A 21,518-nucleotide genomic window follows, 5' to 3' on the forward strand; every position below is an offset into this window, starting at 1 on the left:
TAGATTCACGAATGATCAGTTTAAAAATATACTGACAAGAAATGTTGTAAGATTTCATTAATAATTTAACTATTTTTCTTTAATTTTTCTTAGGTATTATAGAATTAAAGAAAGGATGTGCTTATATGTGGTGGAAAAAGCTGAAAAAGAAAAAACTTCAATGTTTTCTAATAGGAATCTTATTATTTCTATCTTCCTTAATATTTACAAGTAGTTTGTCAATGCTAACCTCTATTCAAGGGTATGTTAATGAATTTTACTCCAACGATAAATTTTACGATTTAATTTGTTATAATGCTAATGAAAGTTCTACAAAGGATGTACTGCAATGGGGTAAAAGCAATTCAGCTATTGAGGATGTTAAAGCTATTGAGGCTTTCACCTCTGGCAACGACCTTTATCACAAGGGTAAAAATTTAAAGCTTTCAATGTATGACATCATGCCTATAGAAGATATCAAAAATCTTCCCTTTGGCTTAAATAAAGGTGACTCATCAAATAACACCATTTGTCCAAAAGAAGGTGAAGTGTGGATTACAAAGCTTCTAGCAGATAATTATAATATTGCCATTGGAGATAGCTTAACCTTTAAAACAAAGACTAAGGACGTCACTTTAAAGGTTACTTCCCTAATTAATGACTCTCTTCAACCCTCTCCTATGATTGGTATAATTATTTTATATATCAATAAGAACAGTGCTCAGGATTTTTCTTCCTTTAGGAAAGCAACATTTATTTTTATAGATAATAAAAAGGGGACTAATGTTGCTAATGTAGAAAAAGACTTAACCTCGGCTGTAAAGGTTGGTGGATTCGTAGCGGATAAAGATTTATTAATCTTAGGTTCGACTAGTACATCTTCTATGATAGGCGGTGCTTCCACCTTAGCTTCAATTCTGGTGTTTATTGTTTCAGTGCTGCTGATACGATTTATCCTATGGAATAATATTTTAAAAGAGTATAAATCAATTGGAATATATAAAGCTCTTGGTTTTTCTAAAAGAGAAATCCTTAAATTCTACATTATAGGTTATTCAATAACTGCCTTTATTGGAAGTATACTTGGAGCTCTGTGCAGTATTCCTATCTTAAACTATACGGCCTCTAAGATTTTAAAGTATATTGGTGATTTTCAAGATGTAAATATTAACTTTAAGGTTATTCTAGCTACAATAATTTTATTTCCCTTAGTAGTAATTATAAATTTATATTTTGTAATCAAAAGAACCAATAAGATTTCCCCAGTGGAGGCTCTTAGAACTGGTGTTACTTCTTCAAGGGAAAAGCTGACAAAATCACTGATTAAAAACACTACTTTTCCCTTAGCCCTGGCAATAAACGATATGTTTAAATATAAAAAGGTTACTGCTCTTATTACATTGACTTTAACCTTATCGCTAAGCTTAGTATTGCTCTTTGGTAATTTTAATGTAACTATGTCCCAGATGAAGGAAAATACTAATATTTGGCTTGGGCTACCTAAAAGTAATGTAACCATTAGTGCCCCATCGGTTACCTCAGCAGGAGCTTTAAAGGAGGTTTTGAATGAGGTAAAGAAGGATAATAGAGTTAAAAATTATGCTTATGGTTCCATAATGCTAACTGGGGTAGAACTTGATACTAAAAAATATTCTATAAAAAGCACAATATATAATGTGTTTGCCATGAATTCTTATAATAATGATTTAGGTTTTACTATCATTGAGGGTCATAATCCTGAAAATTCTAAGGAAGTAGCTGTTTCTTTAAGAATATTAAAGGAAGCAGGGCTATCTGTAGGAGACTATATAGAGTTATCTATAAATAATAAAAAAGCCTCCTATTTAATATCAGGCTCTTATAGTTCAATGATGTCCAACGGATATGGTATAAGAATATTAAACTCTGCAGTAGAAAAAGAGCTTCCTGAATTTATAGGCAGTGAAATATTTGTAAACCTTAAAGCTGGTACTGATATAGAAGGATTTAAGAAATATATTAATAATAGATATTCCAATTTAGATGCCAGTGATATTCACCCTTTGCTTAAATATAACATTGATTCTATCCCTGGTACCATGCTCCCTATGAGCAATTTATTAACTGTGGTATTTATAGCCTTTTGTTCCATAACAATACTAAATATTATCATAATGAATATTAGAGATAATAGAAGAAACTTTGGAATAATGAAGGCACTAGGCTTTACCACTAAAGAAATAAGAAACAGATATCTATATAGAATATTGATATTAACATTATTTAGTACTATTATATCTATCTTGTTAAATTTAACTGTAGCAAGACCTATGATTGCTGCAGTAATTAGTAATCTAGATGTTTTAATAATATCTCCTATAACAATGCTGCTGCTAATAACGGCTATGGTCCTTTTAATATTAGTAACTACACTTATATGCTGCACCGCTATAAAAAATACTAAGCCTACTGAATTAATGGAGGAGTGATTTTATGAAAACTTCAGTTATAAAAGCTAACAATCTTTGTAAATCCTTTGTCACAGGGAAAACTGCTCTTAATGTGATAAAAAATTTAAATTTAGACATATATGAAGGAGATTTTACTGTAATTATGGGCAGCTCCGGCTCTGGTAAGTCTACGCTGCTATACACCTTAAGTGGTATGGATTCGGCAACCAGCGGTACTGTACAGCTTCTTGATAATGAAATTACTTCAATGAAAGAGGAGGAACTCTCCTTCATTAGAAAGAAAGACATTTCCTTTGTATTTCAAAGTATAAATTTACTGCCAGATATAACTGTGTTTGAAAATATAGCTTATTGCGGTTATGGAGTAAATAAAAATAAGAAAGATATTAATGAAAAAACCTTAAAGCTTCTTGAAACCTTTGGGTTAACAGAGGCCAAGGATAAATACCCTTCGGAAATTTCTGGTGGTATGCAGCAAAGAGTAGCAATGGCCAGGGCCATAATTACCTCTCCCGAAATACTATTTGGAGATGAGCCTACTGGAGCTCTTAACTCCACAGCAGGGGAAGAAGTTCTGGACATATTAACAGACTTAAATAATAAGGGACAAACAGTGGTAATGGTTACCCATGATTTAAAGGCTGCCTCCCGTGCTTCTAGATTAATATACCTTAAAGATGGCAGAATTGACGGTGAATTGTCCTTAGGTAAGTTCTCAAAGGAAGACTACAAAAATAGAGACATTTTAATATTCGAATTTTTAAAGGAAAGAGGGTGGTAAAACTCTCTTTCTTTTATGATAAAATATATTTAGGCATATTCAAATAAATAACTAGTCAATATGCTAGACTATTTATTTTCGTATGCCTTATTAAAGTATTTCGGGGGGATAATATGTCTAATGAAAAAATTCTTATAATTGAGGATGATGAGGATATTAGAAATTTATTAAGAGATTATTTAACAAGTGAAGGTTTCACAGTTCAGTGCTGCCATAATGGAGGAACTGCTGTTTCTGATTTTAACTCCTTTAATCCTGATATTATTATTTTAGATATAATGCTGCCGGAGATTGATGGCATTGAGATCTGCAGAACCATCAGAAGTTCTTCCCATATACCTGTAGTAATGATATCTGCTAAAAGTGGTGATATAGATAAGATTTTATCCTTAGGGGTTGGTGCTGATGATTATATTACTAAACCATTTTCTCCCATGGAGGTAATAGCTAGAATAAAAGCTCATCTTAGAAGATATAAAACATTTTCAACTCCTTTAAAAAATATTCCTGATAAGAAGGAGTTTGGCCAGTTAATTATCGATAGTAAAAGCTATAAAGTAACCTACAAGGATAAAGAGATTCATTTAACCTCTAGGGAATTTGAAATAATAGACTTCCTATCTCAATATCCATCTCAAGTATTCTCAAAGGAACAGCTTTATGATAATGTATGGGGTTTAAGCGGCTTTGGAGATTTAAATACTATCGCCGTTTATGTAAAAAGAATTCGCGAAAAACTTTCTTTATACAATGTAAATTATATTAAGACTGTGTGGGGCGTTGGCTATAAATGGGAGGAGGATTTAGATGAATAACCAAAGCATATCCTTCAAATTAAAAGTGCTGTCTTTATCAATAATTGTATTAATTACTTTTGTTATCATTTATTCTTCTGCTCTCATATATAACAAAAATACTTTTTATCCTACTGTTAATAATGGTAGACTTTTAACTTCTTCTATAAAAACTAATATAGAAGAAGCTTTAATTAAAAGGGATTTTACCACTCCTTTGAAAACCGATTTTCCCTATGCAGTTATAGATTTAAATGGCAGGGTTTTGTCCTCCTCTATTGTTAAATATAAAAAAGATACTGTAGTAAATTTAAACGACTTTATGGAATATGATAACAAAGCTTCCCTTGAGCAGCCCGAAATTATTAAATATACTGAGCCATTGATTATAGATAATACTCAAGTAGGTACAGTAATTTTTCTAATTCCCAAGGATAAATTTTTATCTATTGCTCCGGGATTTTTAACCTTTTTAAATATAATACCTATAACAATTGCTTTGCTTATTATAATTATACTAGTAATTCTTACTTATATTTTTACACGAAAAGATATTTTATCTCCCTTGGCTACTCTTCATGAAAGTGCTCGCAGAATCTTAAAAGGAGATTTTTCTTATAAAATACAATACGATTATGATACTGAGATTGGCCTCTTTTGCCACGATTTTGAGGCTATGAGAGACGAACTTAAGTATTCAAAGGAAAAGGAAGTCTCAATAAAATCAAAGGAAAAAGAGCTCTTAGCTTGCTTGTCTCATGATATTAAAACCCCTTTAACGGCTATTCATGGATACGTTTTAGGAATTAAGGATGGTATTGTTAAAGATAAGGCTGGTATTGAAAATTATTGCTCAATAATCTTAAACAGAGTAAGAATGTTATCTAAGCTTCTTGAGGATATTTTAGAACATTCAAAGGCAGAGCTTAACAAAATGAATATATCACTTTGTTAAGCTCTACTGTGGTGATTTTTTTAAAGATTTATTGGAGGACTTATCTGTGGAAGTAGAGAGTAGAGGACTTCATTTTATTGTTCTTGATAAAATTCCTAACTTAGTGCTAAATGGAGATAAAAAGAGACTTTCGCAGGTAATGTATAATTTGGTTTCAAACAGTATAAAGTATTCAAAAAAGGGGGGAACCATTTCTATATTCTTCGAAAATACAGGAAGGTATATTAAGGTTTATGTGAAGGACACAGGCATAGGCATTTCCTCTGCGGATATTCCATTTATATTTAATAAATTTTATAGAGCGGAAAAGTGCAGAAATCAGAATATTCCCGGTTCCGGTCTTGGTCTTTCTATTTCTAAATATATTCTTGAAGCCCATGGTGGCTTTATAAATTGCGTTGAATCTTCATCTAATGGGACAACTATTTGTTTTGCGCTTCCAATATAAAAAACGGAGTCTCAAAACAAAAGTGGAGGTGCTTTCAAAAGCTTGCTAAAAATAAAAAGATAGACAGGAAAAGTTAAAGTTTTATTTTAATCTACCTCCTAATTTTGCACCCCAGGGGTGCAATTTTTTCCAATTTTCAATTTTCACCCTTAGGGTGTTATCAAAAATCTAATGAAAAACATTTACATAGATAGAAAATATATTTATTCCAAGGATTATTATACTCATACCAAGGCTTGCAAAGGCAGAAGCTTGTTTTATCAGTCTGTATAAAGCATATATGCCTATTGACAACATTGCCATAAATGGAATGTACATAAGCTTTAAGTTTATAGTAGGTAAAAGTTATGTGATAGGGGGTTTGTTCCTATACATTTTAATTGCGAAGTATGCAGTAGTACCAAAAATCACTAATAAGAATACAGGTAAAAATAAAATTCCAGGTCCATTGCTTTTATCTAGGGCTGAATATATTTCGCTTAAGAATATATAGAAAAAAAGACACACTATTTCCAAATTCATTACAATCATTAATTTTCTAGCATTACTATACTGATACTTGGCATTTTTTTCAGTAATATTTACAGGATAATTACCAATGTGAGGGAATTTGCTGAGTACTGCAAGTAATATGAATATAAACAGGTTTGTTATTGGAACCACTAAAAGACTACCTCTTCCCCCCCAGCCATCAGGTTTACCAGAAAAATTAAAATGTGTTGGTATTATGGAAGGCATATTTCTCCAATATATTGCAATAAGTATAAAGTCTGATATAAGTATTAGTACAGTTAATGCAAAAATGATTTTTTCAGAAATTGAATATTTTAATTTTAAAACAGGTCTTTTTTCAGTCATAATAATGACCTCCTTTTAAGAACACCCCTGGGATGTAAATTTCCAATTCTTACACTCTAGGGGTGCGAATTTTTCTAATTATTTTATGTCTTGATTTTTAAATACAGCAATTCCAGCTGCAGCAGTTATTAATAATGTTATAATTCCTAATGAAGAGGCTCTTAAAAGTTCATTATTAGTAACAGCAGCGGAGGTAGCTAAAGCCCAATTATAGGGTAGTATACACTTATAAAGTTTGTCAAACCAGGTATATTTTCCATATAAAAAAGCAATGAACATAGGTGAAATTGAAAATAATATTATGCCTATCAGTATAGTGCCACCATTGCTTTTTACAAGGGTTGATATAAATATTAAAAAAGAAATAGTTCCAAGACCAACTGCTAGGGCAGCAGCAAATATTTTTAATATATAAAGTGCATCGTTAATGGCAAATGGAGCCCCCCATCCAAAAGTAAAACTGCTTATAATGGTAGTTGAAGTAACCATTAGGCCTAATATTATAGTAAAGCCAACAAAAGCAGCAACTATTTTAGCTATATAATAATATTCTCTTTTTTTGCCATAGGCAAGTATATTTTTTATGGTTCCAGAAGAGTATTCTATGGCTATCATAGAGCCTATAAGCACTGATGCCAATATTTCTATTACACCTATGCCAAAGGAAGCACGGAAAACATCTTTACCAGTAGGATGGAAGATGTCCTTGGAATGGACAAAAAACCCCATACTGCCAATTGTTACTTTAGAATAGGATTCTGCATTTGCTTTTTTTAGCTGTTCTATATATGTCTGCTGCTGTTCTGGAGGAAAACTTTTTAAACTGCTTTTCAAAAAATCTTCAGAAGAAGATAATTTTGATAAACCAGCCATAGATATTCCAAGTATTAGTGCTATTATACACAATATTTTAAAGCCTCTCATTCTAAATAATTTATAGATTTCTGCATGAATTAGTCTACACATTTGCCTCATCTCCTATAACATTTAAGAAATATTCTTCTAGATTTTGTCCTTTGGAAAGAATTTTTTCAATAATTATACCATTAGTGGAAAGTAAGGTATTGATTTTCCCGACATCATCAAGATTACTATAAATTTTTATTATATTATTTTCATGAACCACATAGTCTTTAATGTCAAGCTCAGTTTCCAATAAAACTACAGCTCCTTTAGTGTTATTTACCTTAAGTTCTATATACTGTTTACACTTTTCACTTAGTTCCTCTGAAGTAATTTCTTCTACCAATTTGCCATTATTAATTATTCCATAGCAGGTGGCTAGCTCTGAGAGTTCACTTAATATATGGCTGGAGATTAATATAGTAGTTTCTTTTTCTTTATTTATTTTTTTTAGCAGTTCTCTTATTTTCACTACACTTACTGGGTCCAGTCCGTTTATGGGTTCATCCAATATTAGCAAACGGGGATTTCCTAAAAGTGCATTGGCAATGCCTAAACGCTGTCTCATGCCTAAGGAAAAATTTTTGACCTTCTTTTTCTTAACATCCTTTAAACCTACCATATTTAAAACATCTTCTATGCACTGTTTTCCGGGAATATTTCTGACCAGTGTTGAAACTTCAAGATTTTCTCTGGCAGTCATATCACCATAAAAGGTAGGAGTTTCTATAACACTTCCAGTCATGGACCTGGCTTCATCTAAAGTTATATTGCCTGAGCTTCCAAGAAGTTCAATTTCACCACTGGTTTTATGGATTAGTCCAGTTATCATTCTTATTAAGGTAGTTTTTCCAGCTCCGTTTCTTCCAATAAAGCCGTATATGTCTCCCTTGTTTATGGTTATGCTAATATTGTTTACAGCAAATTCGCTGCCATATTTTTTGCAGAGTTTATGGGTTTTTAATACTATATCTTTCATATCTTTTACCTCATTATATTGTCAGGCTTTTGAATTTTCTCAAGTAAAAATAATTCTCTTGATTTAACTATAAATGCAACACTGATTACTGCAAATACCAGTACAATGCCTTCTATTGTCCAGGTATTGGCTCCTTTTTGCGCCAAAAAAACTGCCATAAAATCAACTAACGCATGAATAACTATAGACAGCAGAAGAAAAACATATTTTCTCTTTTTAATGGAATAAAGTACTAAAAGAGAAAGCCCTAATTGGAGTGTTACTGCTAGTATTCTTTCTATTCCAGATACAGTAAAAATTAAGGGGGAAGTATTAATTAGAGAAGATTTAATTTGTTCCAATTTACTTACTGATAATGCCTGGCCTAAAGTTTTTTCAAAAGTGCCTGCATTAATCATTTTTGAATATATTATATTATTTAAGTTTCCCAAAACACCAATTAGTATAGCTTCAATACCACCATGCCCAATGCCATAGGCTATTCCGTCTTTCCACTCTCTATGTTTTTTAAGAAAAAACTTAAAACCTACAAATCTGCCTACTTCTTCAAAAATTCCTGCTGCTAAGCTGCCATAGATGGCAAAGACTAATGGGTTTTTCAGCAGGTTGGAAGTAGCATTATTGTCATATAACATATAGGAATGCATTAATCTCTCTAATATCTGTGAAAACACAATAAATATTGCGGCACCTATACCTACAGCGGCAAAACTTATTTTACAGCGAATACGAAAATAAATTAATAAGGCCAATGGAAAAGCAATAGATAAAATTATAGAAATAATCATAGCTATTATTGACATATTACTAACCATAAAAATCACTCCTTCTTATTCATATATAGAATTCTTGCAGAATCTACTAACTGGTATCCTATAGTAGATTTTCTTTAATGTATATTAAAGATTTCAAACTTATTATCATATAGAATAGATAAGATGGATTAAAGCAAATCTTAAGAAAACATTAAGATTTGAATTTACAATTTAAGAAAAGAACGAGACAAACTTTCGCCAGTGTAAATTGACAATTGGAAAAAATTATTTTATTCATGCAGTTTAAACCCTATACCCCATACTGTCTGAATATATTTTGTTTCATTATCTGCCTGAGCAAGCTTTGTTCGGAGATTACTTATATGTACATTTATTGTATTGTCATCACCAAAAAAATTATCTTTCCACACAGTTTCAAATATATTGGCCTTTGTGAAAACTTTTTTTGGATTAGACATTAATAATTCCAATATGGAGTATTCTCTAAAGGTTAGAATAATAGGATTATTTCTAATTAAAACTTCTTTTGATTCCATATCTAAAATTATATTTTTATAGCTCAATTTTTTATCTGTTATGTTTACTGATGAAAATTCTTTATATCGCCTTAATTGAGCTTGTATTCTTGCAAGTACTTCATGTATATCAAAGGGCTTTCCTATAAAATCATCTGCTCCCAGTCTTAATACATTTATTTTATCTTGCTGGGATACTTTTGCCGATATGACTATAATAGGCATAATTTTCAGCTTTCTTATTTCAGATATGAGATTTTCGCCACTGATTCCCGGAAGCATTAAATCGAGAAGAACTATGTCATAGTCATACTGTTCTATGCACATTCTAGCTTCAGAACCGGAATAGGCAGCCCGGACGTTATAGCATTCTTTTGTCAATATATCACACAGTAATGTATTGATATCTGTATCATCCTCAGTTATCAATATATTGATATTTGATTTCATACAAATCACCTCTTTGTGTATTATAACATCTTTTGGATTAATCTGGAACGATCTTAAAGGTCAGTGTAAAAAAAGCCTTACCCTCAAAAAAGAACCTTTTTGAAGTATATTTTAACTAAAAGGGCGTAATTCTCCAATCCTCAATAGTTTGGAGATGGATAGCTCTTATTATCTTAGGTTCGATACCTAAAATAATAAATCTTTGATAAGTTATAAAAAGTGATATATTATAAAATCAGTAGTAAAATTGAGAATGAGGTTATTATAATTAACTTAGATACTAATAATCATTCAGTATTCTTGTTAAATTATCACTTAGTATTAGTTATAAAAGTATAGAAGAAAAGTAATAAATGATGAAATATCAAACAGACTAAAAGAAATATTCGAGTATATATGTCCAACATATAATATTGTTTTAGGCCAGTGGAATCATGATAAAGATCACGTACATCTTTTGTTTAGAGGTTCTCCAAACACAGATATATCTAAATTCCTAAATGCTTATAAAAGTGCTAGCAGCAGACTTATAAAAAAAGAATTTCCACATATAATAAAATAGTTATGGAAAGAGTATTTTTGAAGTAGAAGTTATTGTCTTATAACAACTGGTGGCGCTCCTATAGATATAGTTAGAAAGTATATAGAAAATTAGGGGATGAAATAAGGTGATGATATGCTAAAGGCTTATAAATACAGGATTTACCCAAATGTAGCACAACAAATATATTTAGCAAAAACTTTTGGCTGTACTAGATTCATATATAATAAGATGTTAGCAGATAAAATAAATCACTATGAAAAGACTGGTAAAATGTTGAAAAACACACCTTCACAATATAAAGCTGAATTTGAGTGGCTGAAAGAAGTTGATAGTTTAGCACTTTGTAATACTCAATTAAACCTAGATAAGGCTTATAAAAATTTTTTTAGAGATAAAACTGTTGGATTTCCCAAATTCAAAAGCAAGAAAAGTAATTATCATAGCTTTACTACCAATAATCAAAATGGAACTGTGTTTATAGAAAATAGATATATTAAGATACCTAAACTAAAATCCATGATTAAGACAAAAGAACATAGAAAATTCAATGGAATTATAAAAAGTTGTACTGTTTCTAAAACCCCAAGTGGCAAGTATTATATATCAATTTTAGTAGATACAGAAAATATAAAACTACATAAAATTGATACTAAAGTAGGGATAGATGTTGGCTTGAAAGATTTTGCAATATGCTCTAATGGTGATGTTTTCAGTAATCCTAAATGGTTTAGGAAATCAGAGAAAAGATTAGCAAAGTTACAAAAGTACTTATCAAGAAAACAAAAATGTAGTATGAATAGAAATAAAGCCAGGTTAAAAGTTGCTAAGTTACATGAGAAAATAATGAATCAAAGAAAAGATTTCTTACACAAGTTATCAACTAAACTTATTAGAGAAAATCAATCTATAGTTATTGAGGACTTGAAAATAAAAAATATGATGAAAAATGAAAAATTAGCTAAAGTAATAGGCGAAGCTAGTTGGAGTGAATTTAGAACAATGTTAGAGTATAAAGCAAGCTGGTATGGCAGAGATATTATAATTGCACCTAGTAATTATGCCAGCAGCCAATTATGTTCAGAATGTGGCTGTAAAAATCCACAAGTAAAAAATCTGGCACTAAGAGGGTGGATTTGTCCTAGCTGTGGTGCACATCACGATAGAGATATAAATGCTAGTAAGAATCTACTGAAATTAGCAATATAATTTTGGTATTAGCGAGGTTGGAACGACCTTGTTAGCGTGGGTAAACTTGCTCCGTTGGGAGTATTGACCACGAAGCCATCCACTTCTATAAGTGGTGGTAGTTCACTAAGGGATTTTCCAAGATACTTTTAATGAAACATAAGATTTCTTCAGAAGCTATAGTTTTTGAAATTACGGAGAGGGCTTCTATTAAAGATTATAAAAGTTTTAGAGCTATTTTAAATAATTATATTGAACATGGGTATAAAATTGCTATAGATGATGTAGGATCGGGCTATTCTGGATTAAAAACTATAGCGGAAACAAAACCCAATTACATAAAAATAGATATGGATATCATAAGAGATATTGATAAGGATAGTTTTAAACAGGCAATAATTAAAAATTTTGTAAGTCTCGCACAAAATACAAATTTTAAAATTATAGCAGAAGGTATAGAAACCGAAGCAGAACTTAATACCTTAATTAAATTAGGAGTTTATGCTGGACAGGGTTTCTTTCTCCAAAAGCCAAAAGACACTTTTTTTGATATCACTGAGGAAATAAGAGAAAAAATAATTAATTTAAATAAAAGTCTAAATTCATATTATGAGCTTAAAACTCACTATATTGGACATATTGTAAAAAAGGAACCAGCTTTTAACTTAAAAATACTGTGCAGTGCAATAAAAAATTATTTCGTTGAATCAACAGCAGCAGGAGCGTGTATTGTTGATGACGAAAATTATCCAGCAGGCCTTGTAATGGAGCATACTTTAAATTCCATGCTAGCTACACAGTATGGCAATGCTATTTTTTCAAAGAGAGCGGTTTCTCTAGTAATGGATAATCAAGCTCTAATTGTAGATTATTATACACCTATAGATAAAGTTTCAAAAGCTGCCATGGCAAGAAATAATGAAAAAATATATGACTATGTCATTGTTACCCAAGAATCTAAGTACTGTGGTATAGTTACAATAAAAAATTTATTGTAACTATACCATACTGGAAAAAAACTATGCAAAGGAATTGAATCCATTAACTGGACTCCCAGGAAATATTATTATTGACAGAGTACTGAATGATACGATTTCTTATGGCAGAGAATTCTGTGTTCTATATTTTGATTTAAATAATTTTAAAGTTTATAATGACACTTATGGCTTTGAAAATGGAGATAAGGTTATAAAATTTACAGCCAATTGTATTCAGAATCAAATTAATTCTTCTACAACATACAATGGATTTGTTGGACATGTTGGAGGCGATGATTTTGTATGTGTAGTTGAAACTGGTTATGAAAACTGCACAGATATATGTAAGGATTTTATTTCCGTCTTTGATAAGGAAATTTTGAATTTCTTTAGTGAAGAAGATAGAGAAAAGGGTTATGTAATAGCCTCCGATAGGAATGGAAGTAAGAATATGTTTGGGTTGACTTCCATAGCTATTGCTGGCATTTATGGAAAATTTAATAGTTTTTCAAATTCTTCTGAGATTTCCAAATCTGTAGCGGCTGTAAAAAAGGAAGTAAAAAAGGAAAAGAAAAGTCATTATATTATAAAAGGCATAGATGTTTCCAGTGAGTAAAATTTTTTAATATATATAAGTACCTTAGGGAGTAAAACATTTATTAAATTACTTCTAAGGTGCTTTTTACATATTCAAAATTTATGATATAATCTTTTAAGGGAGGCGTGATAATGTGAGTAATGTGTTGATTAAAGATATGAATATTACTGAAATTGAGGGTTATATTAAAAAAGCAGAGTATAAAATTAGAGAATTAGTAAAAGATTATGCTAATGCCACTGAAGAAAAATTAATAAATAATTCTGAAATGCATGATTTTGCCAAAAGAGCATATAATATAAGAGAAATATTTGAATATGTTCAATGGAACATGGATAAAATAGCAATTATTGGAAATGTAGATCTAAGTAACCGTATTAAACCTAGGCGTGGAGAAATTTGGACTTGTCAGCTGGGAAAAAATATAGGTTCAGAGGAGAATAAAATTAGACCTGCAATAATTATCCAAAATAATACGGGAAACGATAGGGGACCAACAACCATAATAGTGCCTATATCCAATAGACCAAAAAAAATTGCCACTCATATTGAAATTAAAAAAAATGATTACAAACTAGTAGAAGGTGAAAAAAATTTAATTACAGGAACTATTTTATGTGAGCAAATTAAGGTGGTATCAAAAGTTAGGCTTGGCAGACACGTTGCTACACTTGAAGACGATTTCCTGAATAATATTTTAAAACCAAAATTAAAGCTATCCATAAATGTATAAATTATAATTAAAAATGAATATCTATTAATAATAAGTATTAATTATTAATAAAATGTATATGTTTTCATAAAAATAACTATGGTATTAATAGAAAAATTTATACAAAACTATTGATTATATAATAACAAGGTGTTATTATAAGACTTGTGTGATACATACCTAGCTTTGGTTAGGAGATTCTTTCTCATATTTTTCGCTAACATACTCGGCAAAGGTCGGGAGATTATATAACATATAAGGAGGCTTCCTCATTGTGTATATTTATGCATAATGAGGAAGCCTTTTGATTACTCCACTATTAAAAATAATAATAAAACTTGATTTTTACTTTCGTCCACATTCAGATGCATTTCCAGTTAAAATGTCAATACCATGGGGAAGTGCGGGTAATACTACTTCTAAATTTTCTACTGCTCCTTTTGGACTTCCAGGTAAATTAATTATGAGAGTGCTTTTTCTTATGCCGCTTACTGCTCTTGACAGCATTGCTTTAGGAGTTATCTTTAGAGAGGCATTTCTCATTGCCTCAGGGATTCCAGGCACCTGTTTTTCTATTACATCTATTGTGGCCTCAGGAGTCACATCTCTTTTAGAGAAACCTGTACCTCCGTTTGTAAGCACTAAATTGATGCCTACAGTGTCAGAAAGGTATATTAATTCCTTCTTTATAATGTCAATTTCATCAGGTATTATTTTGTAATAGTCTACAGAGTATTTATCCTCTGGGAGAGTGTCTTTTATAGATGGACCTGTGGTGTCTTCTCTTTCATTTCTGGAGCCTTTATCGCTTATGGTTAATATTGCAGTGCTTATCATTTTTTATTCCTCCTAGTTAGCTTATTAATAGTAATTATACTACAGTTTTTTTTAGTAAATAAACTTCAATTTGTAATATTTGAATATTATATAATGTGGTGACTTGTCATATTAAACTAAAAGTATGAAAAATAAGTCGTATTATGATTTGACTATTAGAAATAAAGAGAGTAAAATATGTACTAGAAAATGATAGAACCATATTAATAACAATAAAGTTAATAGACCCAATGGTTTGATTGGAAAGAAAGATATTTAGTTAATATTTTAACTTTTAGATGAACCAGTGCAGATGTATAAAATTGAAAATGCATTGTACTGGTTTTTTGTTTTGTCTTTTATACGTTATCAGTGTAAAAATTATCAATGAATCTTACAAGTGGGAGTAAAGAGTGGCTACGTCCCTGGATAACGATTTACCCTAAAGGACAACGATTTATAAGTATCACAAACCGATACTAAGAACTCTGTTAGTAAGCATCAGAGGTCATAAACAAAAACTTCACCTGATGCCAAGAACTCTGTTTATACAATAAACTAAGTTAATATGTGGATAACTTTAATTTAGGCATATTCAAAAAATAAATAGGCCAGTATGTTAGTATATTTTAAATTCTACTGCGTCAACAGAACCCTCTGATAGCCCACTATCATCAGAACCTGTTTCCTTGTTTAATTTAAAATATACGTCACATCTTTGATCTATTATTTATTTTCATATGCCTTATCAAAGAAATATCTGTGGATAATTTTATAGATATATGAGGAGTGTAGTGTATGGAAGAAAAAGTTTTAACAGTATGTCCCTATTGCGGTAGTGGATGTAATTTATATTTAGTAGTAGAAGATGGAAAGATTGTACGTGCAGAACCAGCTAATGGTGTAACCAATGAAGGTAAGCTCTGTTTAAAGGGATATTACGGCTGGGACTTTTTAAATGATCCTCAACTTCTAACCTCAAGACTAAAGAAACCAATGATAAGAAAAAGTGGTGTTTTAGAAGAGGTTTCCTGGGATGAAGCTATAAAATTTACAGCAGAAAATCTTATGAGAATAAAAGCTAAATATGGTGCTGATGCTATCTTAGGTACAGGCTCTGCAAGAGGGCCTGGAAATGAACCGAACTATGTAATGCAGAAATTTATAAGAGCAGCAGTGGGTACCAACAATATTGATAACTGTGCCAGAGTATGCCATGGCCCTTCTGTAGCAGGTCTTGACTATTCATTAGGCGGTGCGGCTATGTCAAATTCAATTCCTGAGATTGAAAACACAGATGTGGTGTTTGTATTTGGCTATAACCCATCTGAAACCCACCCTATTGTAGCCAGAAGGATAATTAAGGCAAGGGAAAAGGGTGCAAAAATAATTGTAGCAGATCCGAGAAAAATAGAAACTGTAAAAATTTCAGATTTGTGGCTTCAACTAAAGGGTGGAACTAATATGGCTCTTGTAAATGCCTTGGGCAATGTACTTATAAATGAAAAATTATATGACAGCGAATTTGTGAAAAAGTATACAGAGGGTTTTGAGGAATACAAAGCTGCAGTAGAAAAATATACTCCTGAATACGCAGAAGAGATAACTGGTGTCAGTGCTGATTATATAAGAAAAGCTATGAAGATATATGCTAAAGCTAAAACTGCTACTATTTTATACGGCATGGGAGTATGCCAATTTTCACAGGCAGTGGATGTAGTAAAGGGACTGGCTTCCCTGGCACTATTAACAGGAAATCTTGGAAAGCCTAATGTGGGAATTGGACCAGTTCGTGGACAAAATAATGTACAGGGTACTTGCGATATGGGAATGCTTCCTAATAAATTTCCAGGTTATCAATCTGTTGAAGATAAAAAGGTTAGGGAAAAATTTGAAAAGGCCTGGGGAGTAAAGCTTCCTAGTAAAAAAGGACACTTTTTAACAGAGGTACCAGCGCTGGTGCTTAAACAGGACAAGATAAAGGCTTACTATATCTTTGGAGAAGATCCGGCTCAAAGTGATCCTAATGCAGCAGAACTTAGACAGGCTCTCGATAAGCTGGAGTTTGTAGTAGTTCAGGATATATTTATGAATAAAACTGCTCTTCATGCAGATGTAATTCTTCCGGCCACTTCCTGGGGAGAGCACGATGGTGTATACAGCGCTGCAGACAGGGGCTTTCAGAGAATAAGAAAGGCTGTAGAACCAATGGGAGATGTTAAGGATGATTGGGAAATAATCTGTGAAATATCTACTGCTATGGGATATCCTATGAAATATAAAAATACAGAAGAAATTTGGGATGAAATGAGAAGTCTTTGCCCAAAATTTGCTGGAGCAAGTTATGAAAAGATAGAAAAACAGGGGGCAGTACTTTGGCCTTGTGTTTCAGAGGAAGATCCAGGTACACCTTATCTGTATAAAGGTGGTAAATTCATGACAGAAAGCGGAAAGGGAAAATTATTTGCCTGTGAATGGAGGTCTCCTCTGGAATTAGTAGATGAAAGCTACCCTTTGGTACTTTCTACGGTGAGAGAGATTGGACATTATTCTGTAAGGACTATGACAGGAAACTGTCGTGCACTTCAGAGACTGGCAGATGAACCTGGATATATAGAAATAAGTAAAGAAGATGCAGAAGAACTTAATATAAAAGATCAGGAACTGGTAAGAGTCAGTTCTCGTAGAGGTAGTATAATCACTCGTGCTGCTGTTGCGGAAAGGGTAAAAAAAGGTGCTACTTATATGACTTATCAATGGTGGGTAGGTGCATGTAATGAACTTACTATTGATAGCTTGGATCCAATTTCCAAGACACCTGAATTTAAATACTGTGCAGTTAGGCTTGAGAGGATTCAGGATCAGGAAGAAGCAGAGAAAAATGTTCAAGATAATTATGATAGTATAAAGAAGCAAATGAGAGTAAAAAACGTAAAATAAAAATAATTTTATGTGAGGAAAATTTAGATGATTAGTAGAGATGAGGCTTTGAACATAATTTTACAGGAAACACCTCTGGGTAATGTGGAGGAAAAATATATATTAGATAGTTTAAGCAGGGTTCTTTCTGAGGATATATATTCAAAAGACAATTTACCACCCTTTAGTAAATCTGCCATGGACGGTTATGCAATAAAGAGTGAGGAAACAGCAGAGGCGTTAAGAGAAGCTCCAATAGAATTTAATATAACAGGTATTATTAAAGCAGGAGATTTTTTTGAAGGAGAATTGCAAAAGGGTGAAGCTATTAGGATAATGACAGGAGCACCACTACCTAAAGGGGCAGATGCCGTAATACAGTTTGAAAAGGTAAAAATTGAGGGCATCAGTCTTTTTGTATATGATAAGGTAAAAGCAGATAGAAATGTAATTAAACGTGGTGAAGAAATTAATTCAGGAGACCTTGCTCTTGCTAAAGGCACTGTCATAAGGCCTTTTGAAATAGGGCTTTTGGCTTCCCTTGGCTATAGTAAAATTCCTGTATATAGAACTCCAACAGTTGCTCTCATAATTACTGGTGATGAATTGATCAATATAGAAGAGGAGCTTTATCCGGGGAAGATAAGAAATAGCAATGAATATACACTGATTTCACTGCTGAAAAATGCAGGACTTAAGCCTATATCCTTTGGACTGGTAAAAGACAATAAGAACCTCATAAGGGAAAAGATTGAAGAAGCGCTAAAGGTATCTGATATAGTTGTAACTTCAGGAGGGGCTTCTAAAGGAGACTATGATTTTGTGGAAGATGTGCTGGTGGAGCTTGGAGCAGATATAAAATTTAATTCTGTAGCAATAAAGCCTGGAAAACCTCTAACCTTTGCCGTGGTGAAGGATAAATTGTTTTTTAGTTTGCCTGGCAATCCACTGGCAGCAATAAATACTTTCCAGGAGTTTATAATACCAGCTTGTGATAAATTTATGGGAAAAAAGAGATGTACTGATATTTTACCTGTGATTTTAAAGGATGATTATAATTTTAAAAAGGGAAAAAGAATGTATATATACGTAAATATACAAAAGGTAAATGGAGTCTATTACGGATATAGAATAGGTTGGCAGAGTTCTAGTGGACTAGCCTCTGTAACTGAGGCAAATGGAGTTGTAATAGTGCCGGAAGAAAAGAGCTGTGTAAAGTCAGGGGAGATTTTAAATGGATACTTCATTTTCTCATAAAAAAGTGATTTCTATAATTTCAGCTAAATCGGATATGGGTAAAACTACATTAATAGAGGATCTCATTAGAATATTTAAAAGTAAGGGCTACAGACTAGGAGTACTAAAATATGATGTAAAGAAATTTGAAATAGATAAAGAGGGTAAAGACAGTTACAGGTTTACTGAGGCTGGAGCAGATACTATGATAATTGCTTCAGCAGAGAAACTTGCCATGATTGAAAGACTACGGAAAGAGGAAAGTATTGAAAGTGTAATAGACCGCTTTCAAAGTATGGATCTGATAATAATTGAGGGTTTTAAAAGTAATGGCTATCCACAGATAGAAGTACACAGAAAGGGAAGGGCAGCAAAGCTTCTAATAAATAGCAGCGAATTCGATTCCTCTAATATTATAGCTGTGGCAACAGATGAAAGATTAGAAGATATAAAGCTTCCACAACTTGATCTGAATGATGTGGAAAAAGTAGCCTGTTTTATTGAGGAAAGGGTTATAAAGTGAAAAAACTATTAAATTCAAAATATAGGTGGTATCTTTGATTTGTTATTTATTTTCAGATGCCTAAACACTTAAGAAAGGTTGAATAAAATTATGAACACTAATTCTTTTGTAATAGGGGATGCCAGTAAATGCGTAGGCTGCAGAGCTTGTGAAGTGGCATGCTTTAGAGCCCACAGCAGCAAGGAGAATGCTAATAAGCCGATTTTTGTTGGAGGAAAGAGAATACCTATAGTAACAAGAATTCATGTAATTAAAAATGAAGAATTTTCAGTGCCAATACAGTGCAGACACTGTGAGAATGCTCCCTGTGCAAATGTATGTCCTGTAGGGGCTATAAAAGAAATAGATAATGCTATAATAATTGATGAAAAAGCCTGTATTGCCTGTAAAGCCTGCGTAATGGCCTGCCCTTTTGGAGCAGTGGAAGTAGGAAGTGAAGCTGAGGATTCAGCAAAATTTGCATATAAATGTGATTTATGTAAGGAGCAAGATACTCAGGCATGTGTAAAAATATGTCCTAAAAAGGCACTAAGATTTATTAATCCATTAGAGGAGAAAGAAAAGCGAAGTATAGAAGCAGCTATTAATTTACCTAAGGGATTTTAGAATTAAGGAGAGAGAGTAGATGAACAGTTTTGTTATAGCAAATCCAAACAGATGTATAGGTTGTAAAACCTGTGAGGCAGCTTGTGTAATGGCTCACTCAGAAAAAAATATATTAGCAAAGAAAAATGATAAGTTAAATTTTAATCCTTGCCTAAAGGTTATAAAAACTGCAGATATAACTGCGCCTGTACAGTGTAGACACTGTGAAAATGCACCCTGTGGAAATGCATGTCCTAATGGTTCCATAACCAATGAGGATGGAGTAGTTTTAATAAACAAAGATACCTGTATTGGATGTAAATCCTGCATGGTTGCTTGTCCTTTTGGAGCTATAGATCTAATTGTACAGCATGATGAAGAGGGCGAAGTAATAAAACAAACAGGACTTAAATGCAATAGAGATGGGAAATTTGTCAGTAAAGAAAAATTAGTGGCCAACAAATGTGATTTATGTGTGGGAAGAGAAAACGGGCCAGCTTGTGTGGAAGTATGCCCTATGGATGCTTTAAGGCTGGTTGAAGGTGAGACTATAGGTGAGGATATTGAGAAAAAGAGAAAAAACACTGCCTGCAGTCTAGCCAATATGGAGTAAATTATGGATAATTTCAAAACTGCAGTAATCCTTGCTGGGGGGAAAAGTTCCCGTATGGGTTTTGACAAGCAGTTTTTAAAAATAGATGAAGTAAAATTGATGTATAAATTAATAGATGAACTTAAAAGGGAATTTCAGGACATAGTAATTGTAACTAATAAACCGGATGAATATGGAGATGATTTCAGCTGCTGCAGAATAGTGTCTGATGAGATAAAGCAAAAGGGGCCTTTATCGGGAATTCATGTAGGACTTAAAGAGAGTAAGAGTAAATATGCATATTTTATGGCTTGTGATATGCCAAATATAAATTTGGATTATATAAGATACATGAAAAAGGAACTGATTAGAACTGAAGCGGATGCCTGTGTTACAGAACAGGGGGATAAAGTACAACCCTTTAATGCCTTCTATTCTGCAGAAATATTTCCTAAAATAGAAAAGCTTATAATGGAAAATAGAAGATCTATGCTAGCACTTATTAATATCATAAATACTCATTTTATTAAAGAGAATATTGCAAGAAAATATGACGGCAATCTTTATATGTTTCTAAATCTTAATACACAAGAGGATGTAATCAAGTATAGTAAAATGAGTAAGCAGTGAAGATAAGGTAATTCATAATTGTGAGAAAGAGTGAAGTAACTAATAAATGGTAAAATTTACACCCCAGGGGTGTAAATTTTTCCAGAAGATACTATATGATTGTGAAAGAGAAAGATATTGATAATTCCATAAATACATTATATGATAATGAATATAATATAATTCGCATTAATATTGGGATATATATTCATGTAGAAGAAGGAATAGCTGAATATTTATCTGTCGGAAAATAACTATTTATAGTTTTGATTATCTTTAAAAGTTCCTATATATAAATAAGTAAATATGGATAAGATGAATTTAACTATAACAA

Annotated in this window: 23 protein-coding genes and 1 pseudogene; 17 read left to right on the forward strand and 7 right to left on the reverse strand. The window is 32.1% G+C overall.

Annotation, left to right across the window (positions count from 1 at the left end; genetic code table 11):
• Positions 1–125 precede the first annotated feature (125 nt).
• The 5 genes from CLOPA_RS04615 (at position 126) to CLOPA_RS04635 (ending at position 5,407) form a co-directional block, all read left to right on the forward strand.
• Positions 126–2,447 (forward strand): ABC transporter permease, encoded by a 2,322-nt coding sequence (locus CLOPA_RS04615; RefSeq protein WP_015614311.1) that lies wholly within the window; start codon positions 126–128, stop codon positions 2,445–2,447.
• A 4-nt stretch (positions 2,448–2,451) separates the two neighbouring features.
• Complete coding sequence (locus CLOPA_RS04620; protein ID WP_015614312.1) at positions 2,452–3,210, forward strand: ABC transporter ATP-binding protein; 759 nt, start codon at positions 2,452–2,454, stop codon at positions 3,208–3,210.
• Between the two features lie 113 nt (positions 3,211–3,323).
• Positions 3,324–4,025, forward strand: a complete 702-nt coding sequence (locus CLOPA_RS04625) for a response regulator transcription factor (RefSeq protein WP_015614313.1) — start codon at positions 3,324–3,326, stop codon at positions 4,023–4,025.
• A complete protein-coding gene (locus CLOPA_RS04630; protein ID WP_041710791.1) occupies positions 4,018–4,959 on the forward strand; it encodes a histidine kinase dimerization/phospho-acceptor domain-containing protein in 942 nt (313 codons plus the stop codon). Before CLOPA_RS04625 ends, CLOPA_RS04630 begins: the two co-directional genes overlap by 8 nt.
• Before the next feature lie 46 nt (positions 4,960–5,005).
• Entirely contained in the window at positions 5,006–5,407 is a 402-nt protein-coding gene (locus tag CLOPA_RS04635; protein WP_041710793.1) for a sensor histidine kinase, read from the forward strand.
• Between the two features lie 168 nt (positions 5,408–5,575).
• On the opposite strand, the gene CLOPA_RS26400 is transcribed toward CLOPA_RS04635, so the two are convergent.
• The 6 genes from CLOPA_RS26400 to CLOPA_RS04660 form a co-directional block, all read right to left on the reverse strand.
• On the reverse strand, positions 5,576–5,710 hold the full coding sequence (locus CLOPA_RS26400) for a hypothetical protein (protein WP_278246032.1): 135 nt from the start codon (positions 5,708–5,710) through the stop codon (positions 5,576–5,578).
• Positions 5,711–5,752: 42 nt separating this feature from the next.
• Positions 5,753–6,265: a DUF1648 domain-containing protein gene (locus CLOPA_RS04640; RefSeq protein WP_015614314.1), complete on the reverse strand. Its 513-nt coding sequence runs from the start codon at positions 6,263–6,265 to the stop codon at positions 5,753–5,755.
• A 78-nt stretch (positions 6,266–6,343) separates the two neighbouring features.
• Complete coding sequence (locus tag CLOPA_RS04645; protein ID WP_015614315.1) at positions 6,344–7,231, reverse strand: ABC transporter permease; 888 nt, start codon at positions 7,229–7,231, stop codon at positions 6,344–6,346.
• Complete coding sequence (locus CLOPA_RS04650; RefSeq protein WP_015614316.1) at positions 7,224–8,147, reverse strand: ABC transporter ATP-binding protein; 924 nt, start codon at positions 8,145–8,147, stop codon at positions 7,224–7,226. Before CLOPA_RS04650 ends, CLOPA_RS04645 begins: the two co-directional genes overlap by 8 nt.
• Positions 8,148–8,152: 5 nt before the next feature.
• Entirely contained in the window at positions 8,153–8,962 is an 810-nt protein-coding gene (locus tag CLOPA_RS04655) for a YhfC family intramembrane metalloprotease (protein ID WP_015614317.1), read from the reverse strand.
• Positions 8,963–9,192: 230 nt separating this feature from the next.
• Complete coding sequence (locus tag CLOPA_RS04660; RefSeq protein ID WP_015614318.1) at positions 9,193–9,888, reverse strand: response regulator transcription factor; 696 nt, start codon at positions 9,886–9,888, stop codon at positions 9,193–9,195.
• 267 nt (positions 9,889–10,155) lie between these two features.
• On the opposite strand from CLOPA_RS04660, the pseudogene tnpA reads away from it, so the two are divergent.
• The 5 genes and pseudogenes from tnpA to CLOPA_RS04675 all read left to right on the forward strand — a co-directional run bounded on the left by tnpA (position 10,156) and on the right by CLOPA_RS04675 (position 13,925).
• Positions 10,156–10,543, forward strand: a pseudogene (gene tnpA, locus CLOPA_RS24145) (IS200/IS605 family transposase).
• 21 nt (positions 10,544–10,564) lie between these two features.
• Positions 10,565–11,638, forward strand: a complete 1,074-nt coding sequence (gene tnpB / locus CLOPA_RS04665; RefSeq protein WP_015614319.1) for an IS200/IS605 family element RNA-guided endonuclease TnpB — start codon at positions 10,565–10,567, stop codon at positions 11,636–11,638.
• 131 nt (positions 11,639–11,769) lie between these two features.
• Positions 11,770–12,615 carry an EAL domain-containing protein gene (locus CLOPA_RS23575; RefSeq protein ID WP_051115603.1) on the forward strand — a complete coding sequence of 282 codons (846 nt, stop codon included), beginning with the start codon at positions 11,770–11,772 and terminating at the stop codon, positions 12,613–12,615.
• A 34-nt stretch (positions 12,616–12,649) separates the two neighbouring features.
• Complete coding sequence (locus CLOPA_RS23580) at positions 12,650–13,210, forward strand: GGDEF domain-containing protein (RefSeq protein ID WP_051115604.1); 561 nt, start codon at positions 12,650–12,652, stop codon at positions 13,208–13,210.
• Positions 13,211–13,349: 139 nt separating this feature from the next.
• Positions 13,350–13,925, forward strand: a complete 576-nt coding sequence (locus CLOPA_RS04675; protein WP_155241978.1) for a type II toxin-antitoxin system PemK/MazF family toxin — start codon at positions 13,350–13,352, stop codon at positions 13,923–13,925.
• A gap of 324 nt (positions 13,926–14,249) precedes the next feature.
• Here CLOPA_RS04675 and CLOPA_RS04680 read toward each other — a convergent pair whose 3' ends face one another.
• Positions 14,250–14,741, reverse strand: a complete 492-nt coding sequence (locus CLOPA_RS04680) for a MogA/MoaB family molybdenum cofactor biosynthesis protein (protein ID WP_015614321.1) — start codon at positions 14,739–14,741, stop codon at positions 14,250–14,252.
• A gap of 777 nt (positions 14,742–15,518) precedes the next feature.
• On the opposite strand from CLOPA_RS04680, the gene fdhF reads away from it, so the two are divergent.
• From fdhF to CLOPA_RS26405, 7 genes are all read left to right on the forward strand, one after another.
• Positions 15,519–17,660, forward strand: a complete 2,142-nt coding sequence (fdhF, locus tag CLOPA_RS04685) for a formate dehydrogenase subunit alpha (protein ID WP_015614322.1) — start codon at positions 15,519–15,521, stop codon at positions 17,658–17,660.
• A gap of 27 nt (positions 17,661–17,687) precedes the next feature.
• A complete protein-coding gene (locus tag CLOPA_RS04690; protein WP_015614323.1) occupies positions 17,688–18,896 on the forward strand; it encodes a molybdopterin molybdotransferase MoeA in 1,209 nt (402 codons plus the stop codon).
• On the forward strand, positions 18,874–19,398 hold the full coding sequence (gene mobB / locus CLOPA_RS04695) for a molybdopterin-guanine dinucleotide biosynthesis protein B (protein ID WP_015614324.1): 525 nt from the start codon (positions 18,874–18,876) through the stop codon (positions 19,396–19,398). The genes CLOPA_RS04690 and mobB overlap by 23 nt, the downstream gene beginning before the upstream one ends.
• A gap of 90 nt (positions 19,399–19,488) precedes the next feature.
• Complete coding sequence (locus CLOPA_RS04700; protein WP_015614325.1) at positions 19,489–20,004, forward strand: 4Fe-4S dicluster domain-containing protein; 516 nt, start codon at positions 19,489–19,491, stop codon at positions 20,002–20,004.
• Positions 20,005–20,023: 19 nt separating this feature from the next.
• Positions 20,024–20,596, forward strand: a complete 573-nt coding sequence (locus CLOPA_RS04705) for a 4Fe-4S dicluster domain-containing protein (RefSeq protein ID WP_015614326.1) — start codon at positions 20,024–20,026, stop codon at positions 20,594–20,596.
• Between the two features lie 3 nt (positions 20,597–20,599).
• Positions 20,600–21,205 carry a molybdenum cofactor guanylyltransferase gene (locus CLOPA_RS04710; RefSeq protein WP_015614327.1) on the forward strand — a complete coding sequence of 202 codons (606 nt, stop codon included), beginning with the start codon at positions 20,600–20,602 and terminating at the stop codon, positions 21,203–21,205.
• A 101-nt stretch (positions 21,206–21,306) separates the two neighbouring features.
• Positions 21,307–21,438 carry a hypothetical protein gene (locus CLOPA_RS26405; protein WP_278246033.1) on the forward strand — a complete coding sequence of 44 codons (132 nt, stop codon included), beginning with the start codon at positions 21,307–21,309 and terminating at the stop codon, positions 21,436–21,438.
• The last annotated feature ends 80 nt before the right edge of the window (positions 21,439–21,518 follow it).

The organism is Clostridium pasteurianum BC1 (genome assembly GCF_000389635.1).
Lineage (GTDB): Bacteria > Bacillota > Clostridia > Clostridiales > Clostridiaceae > Clostridium_I > Clostridium_I pasteurianum_A.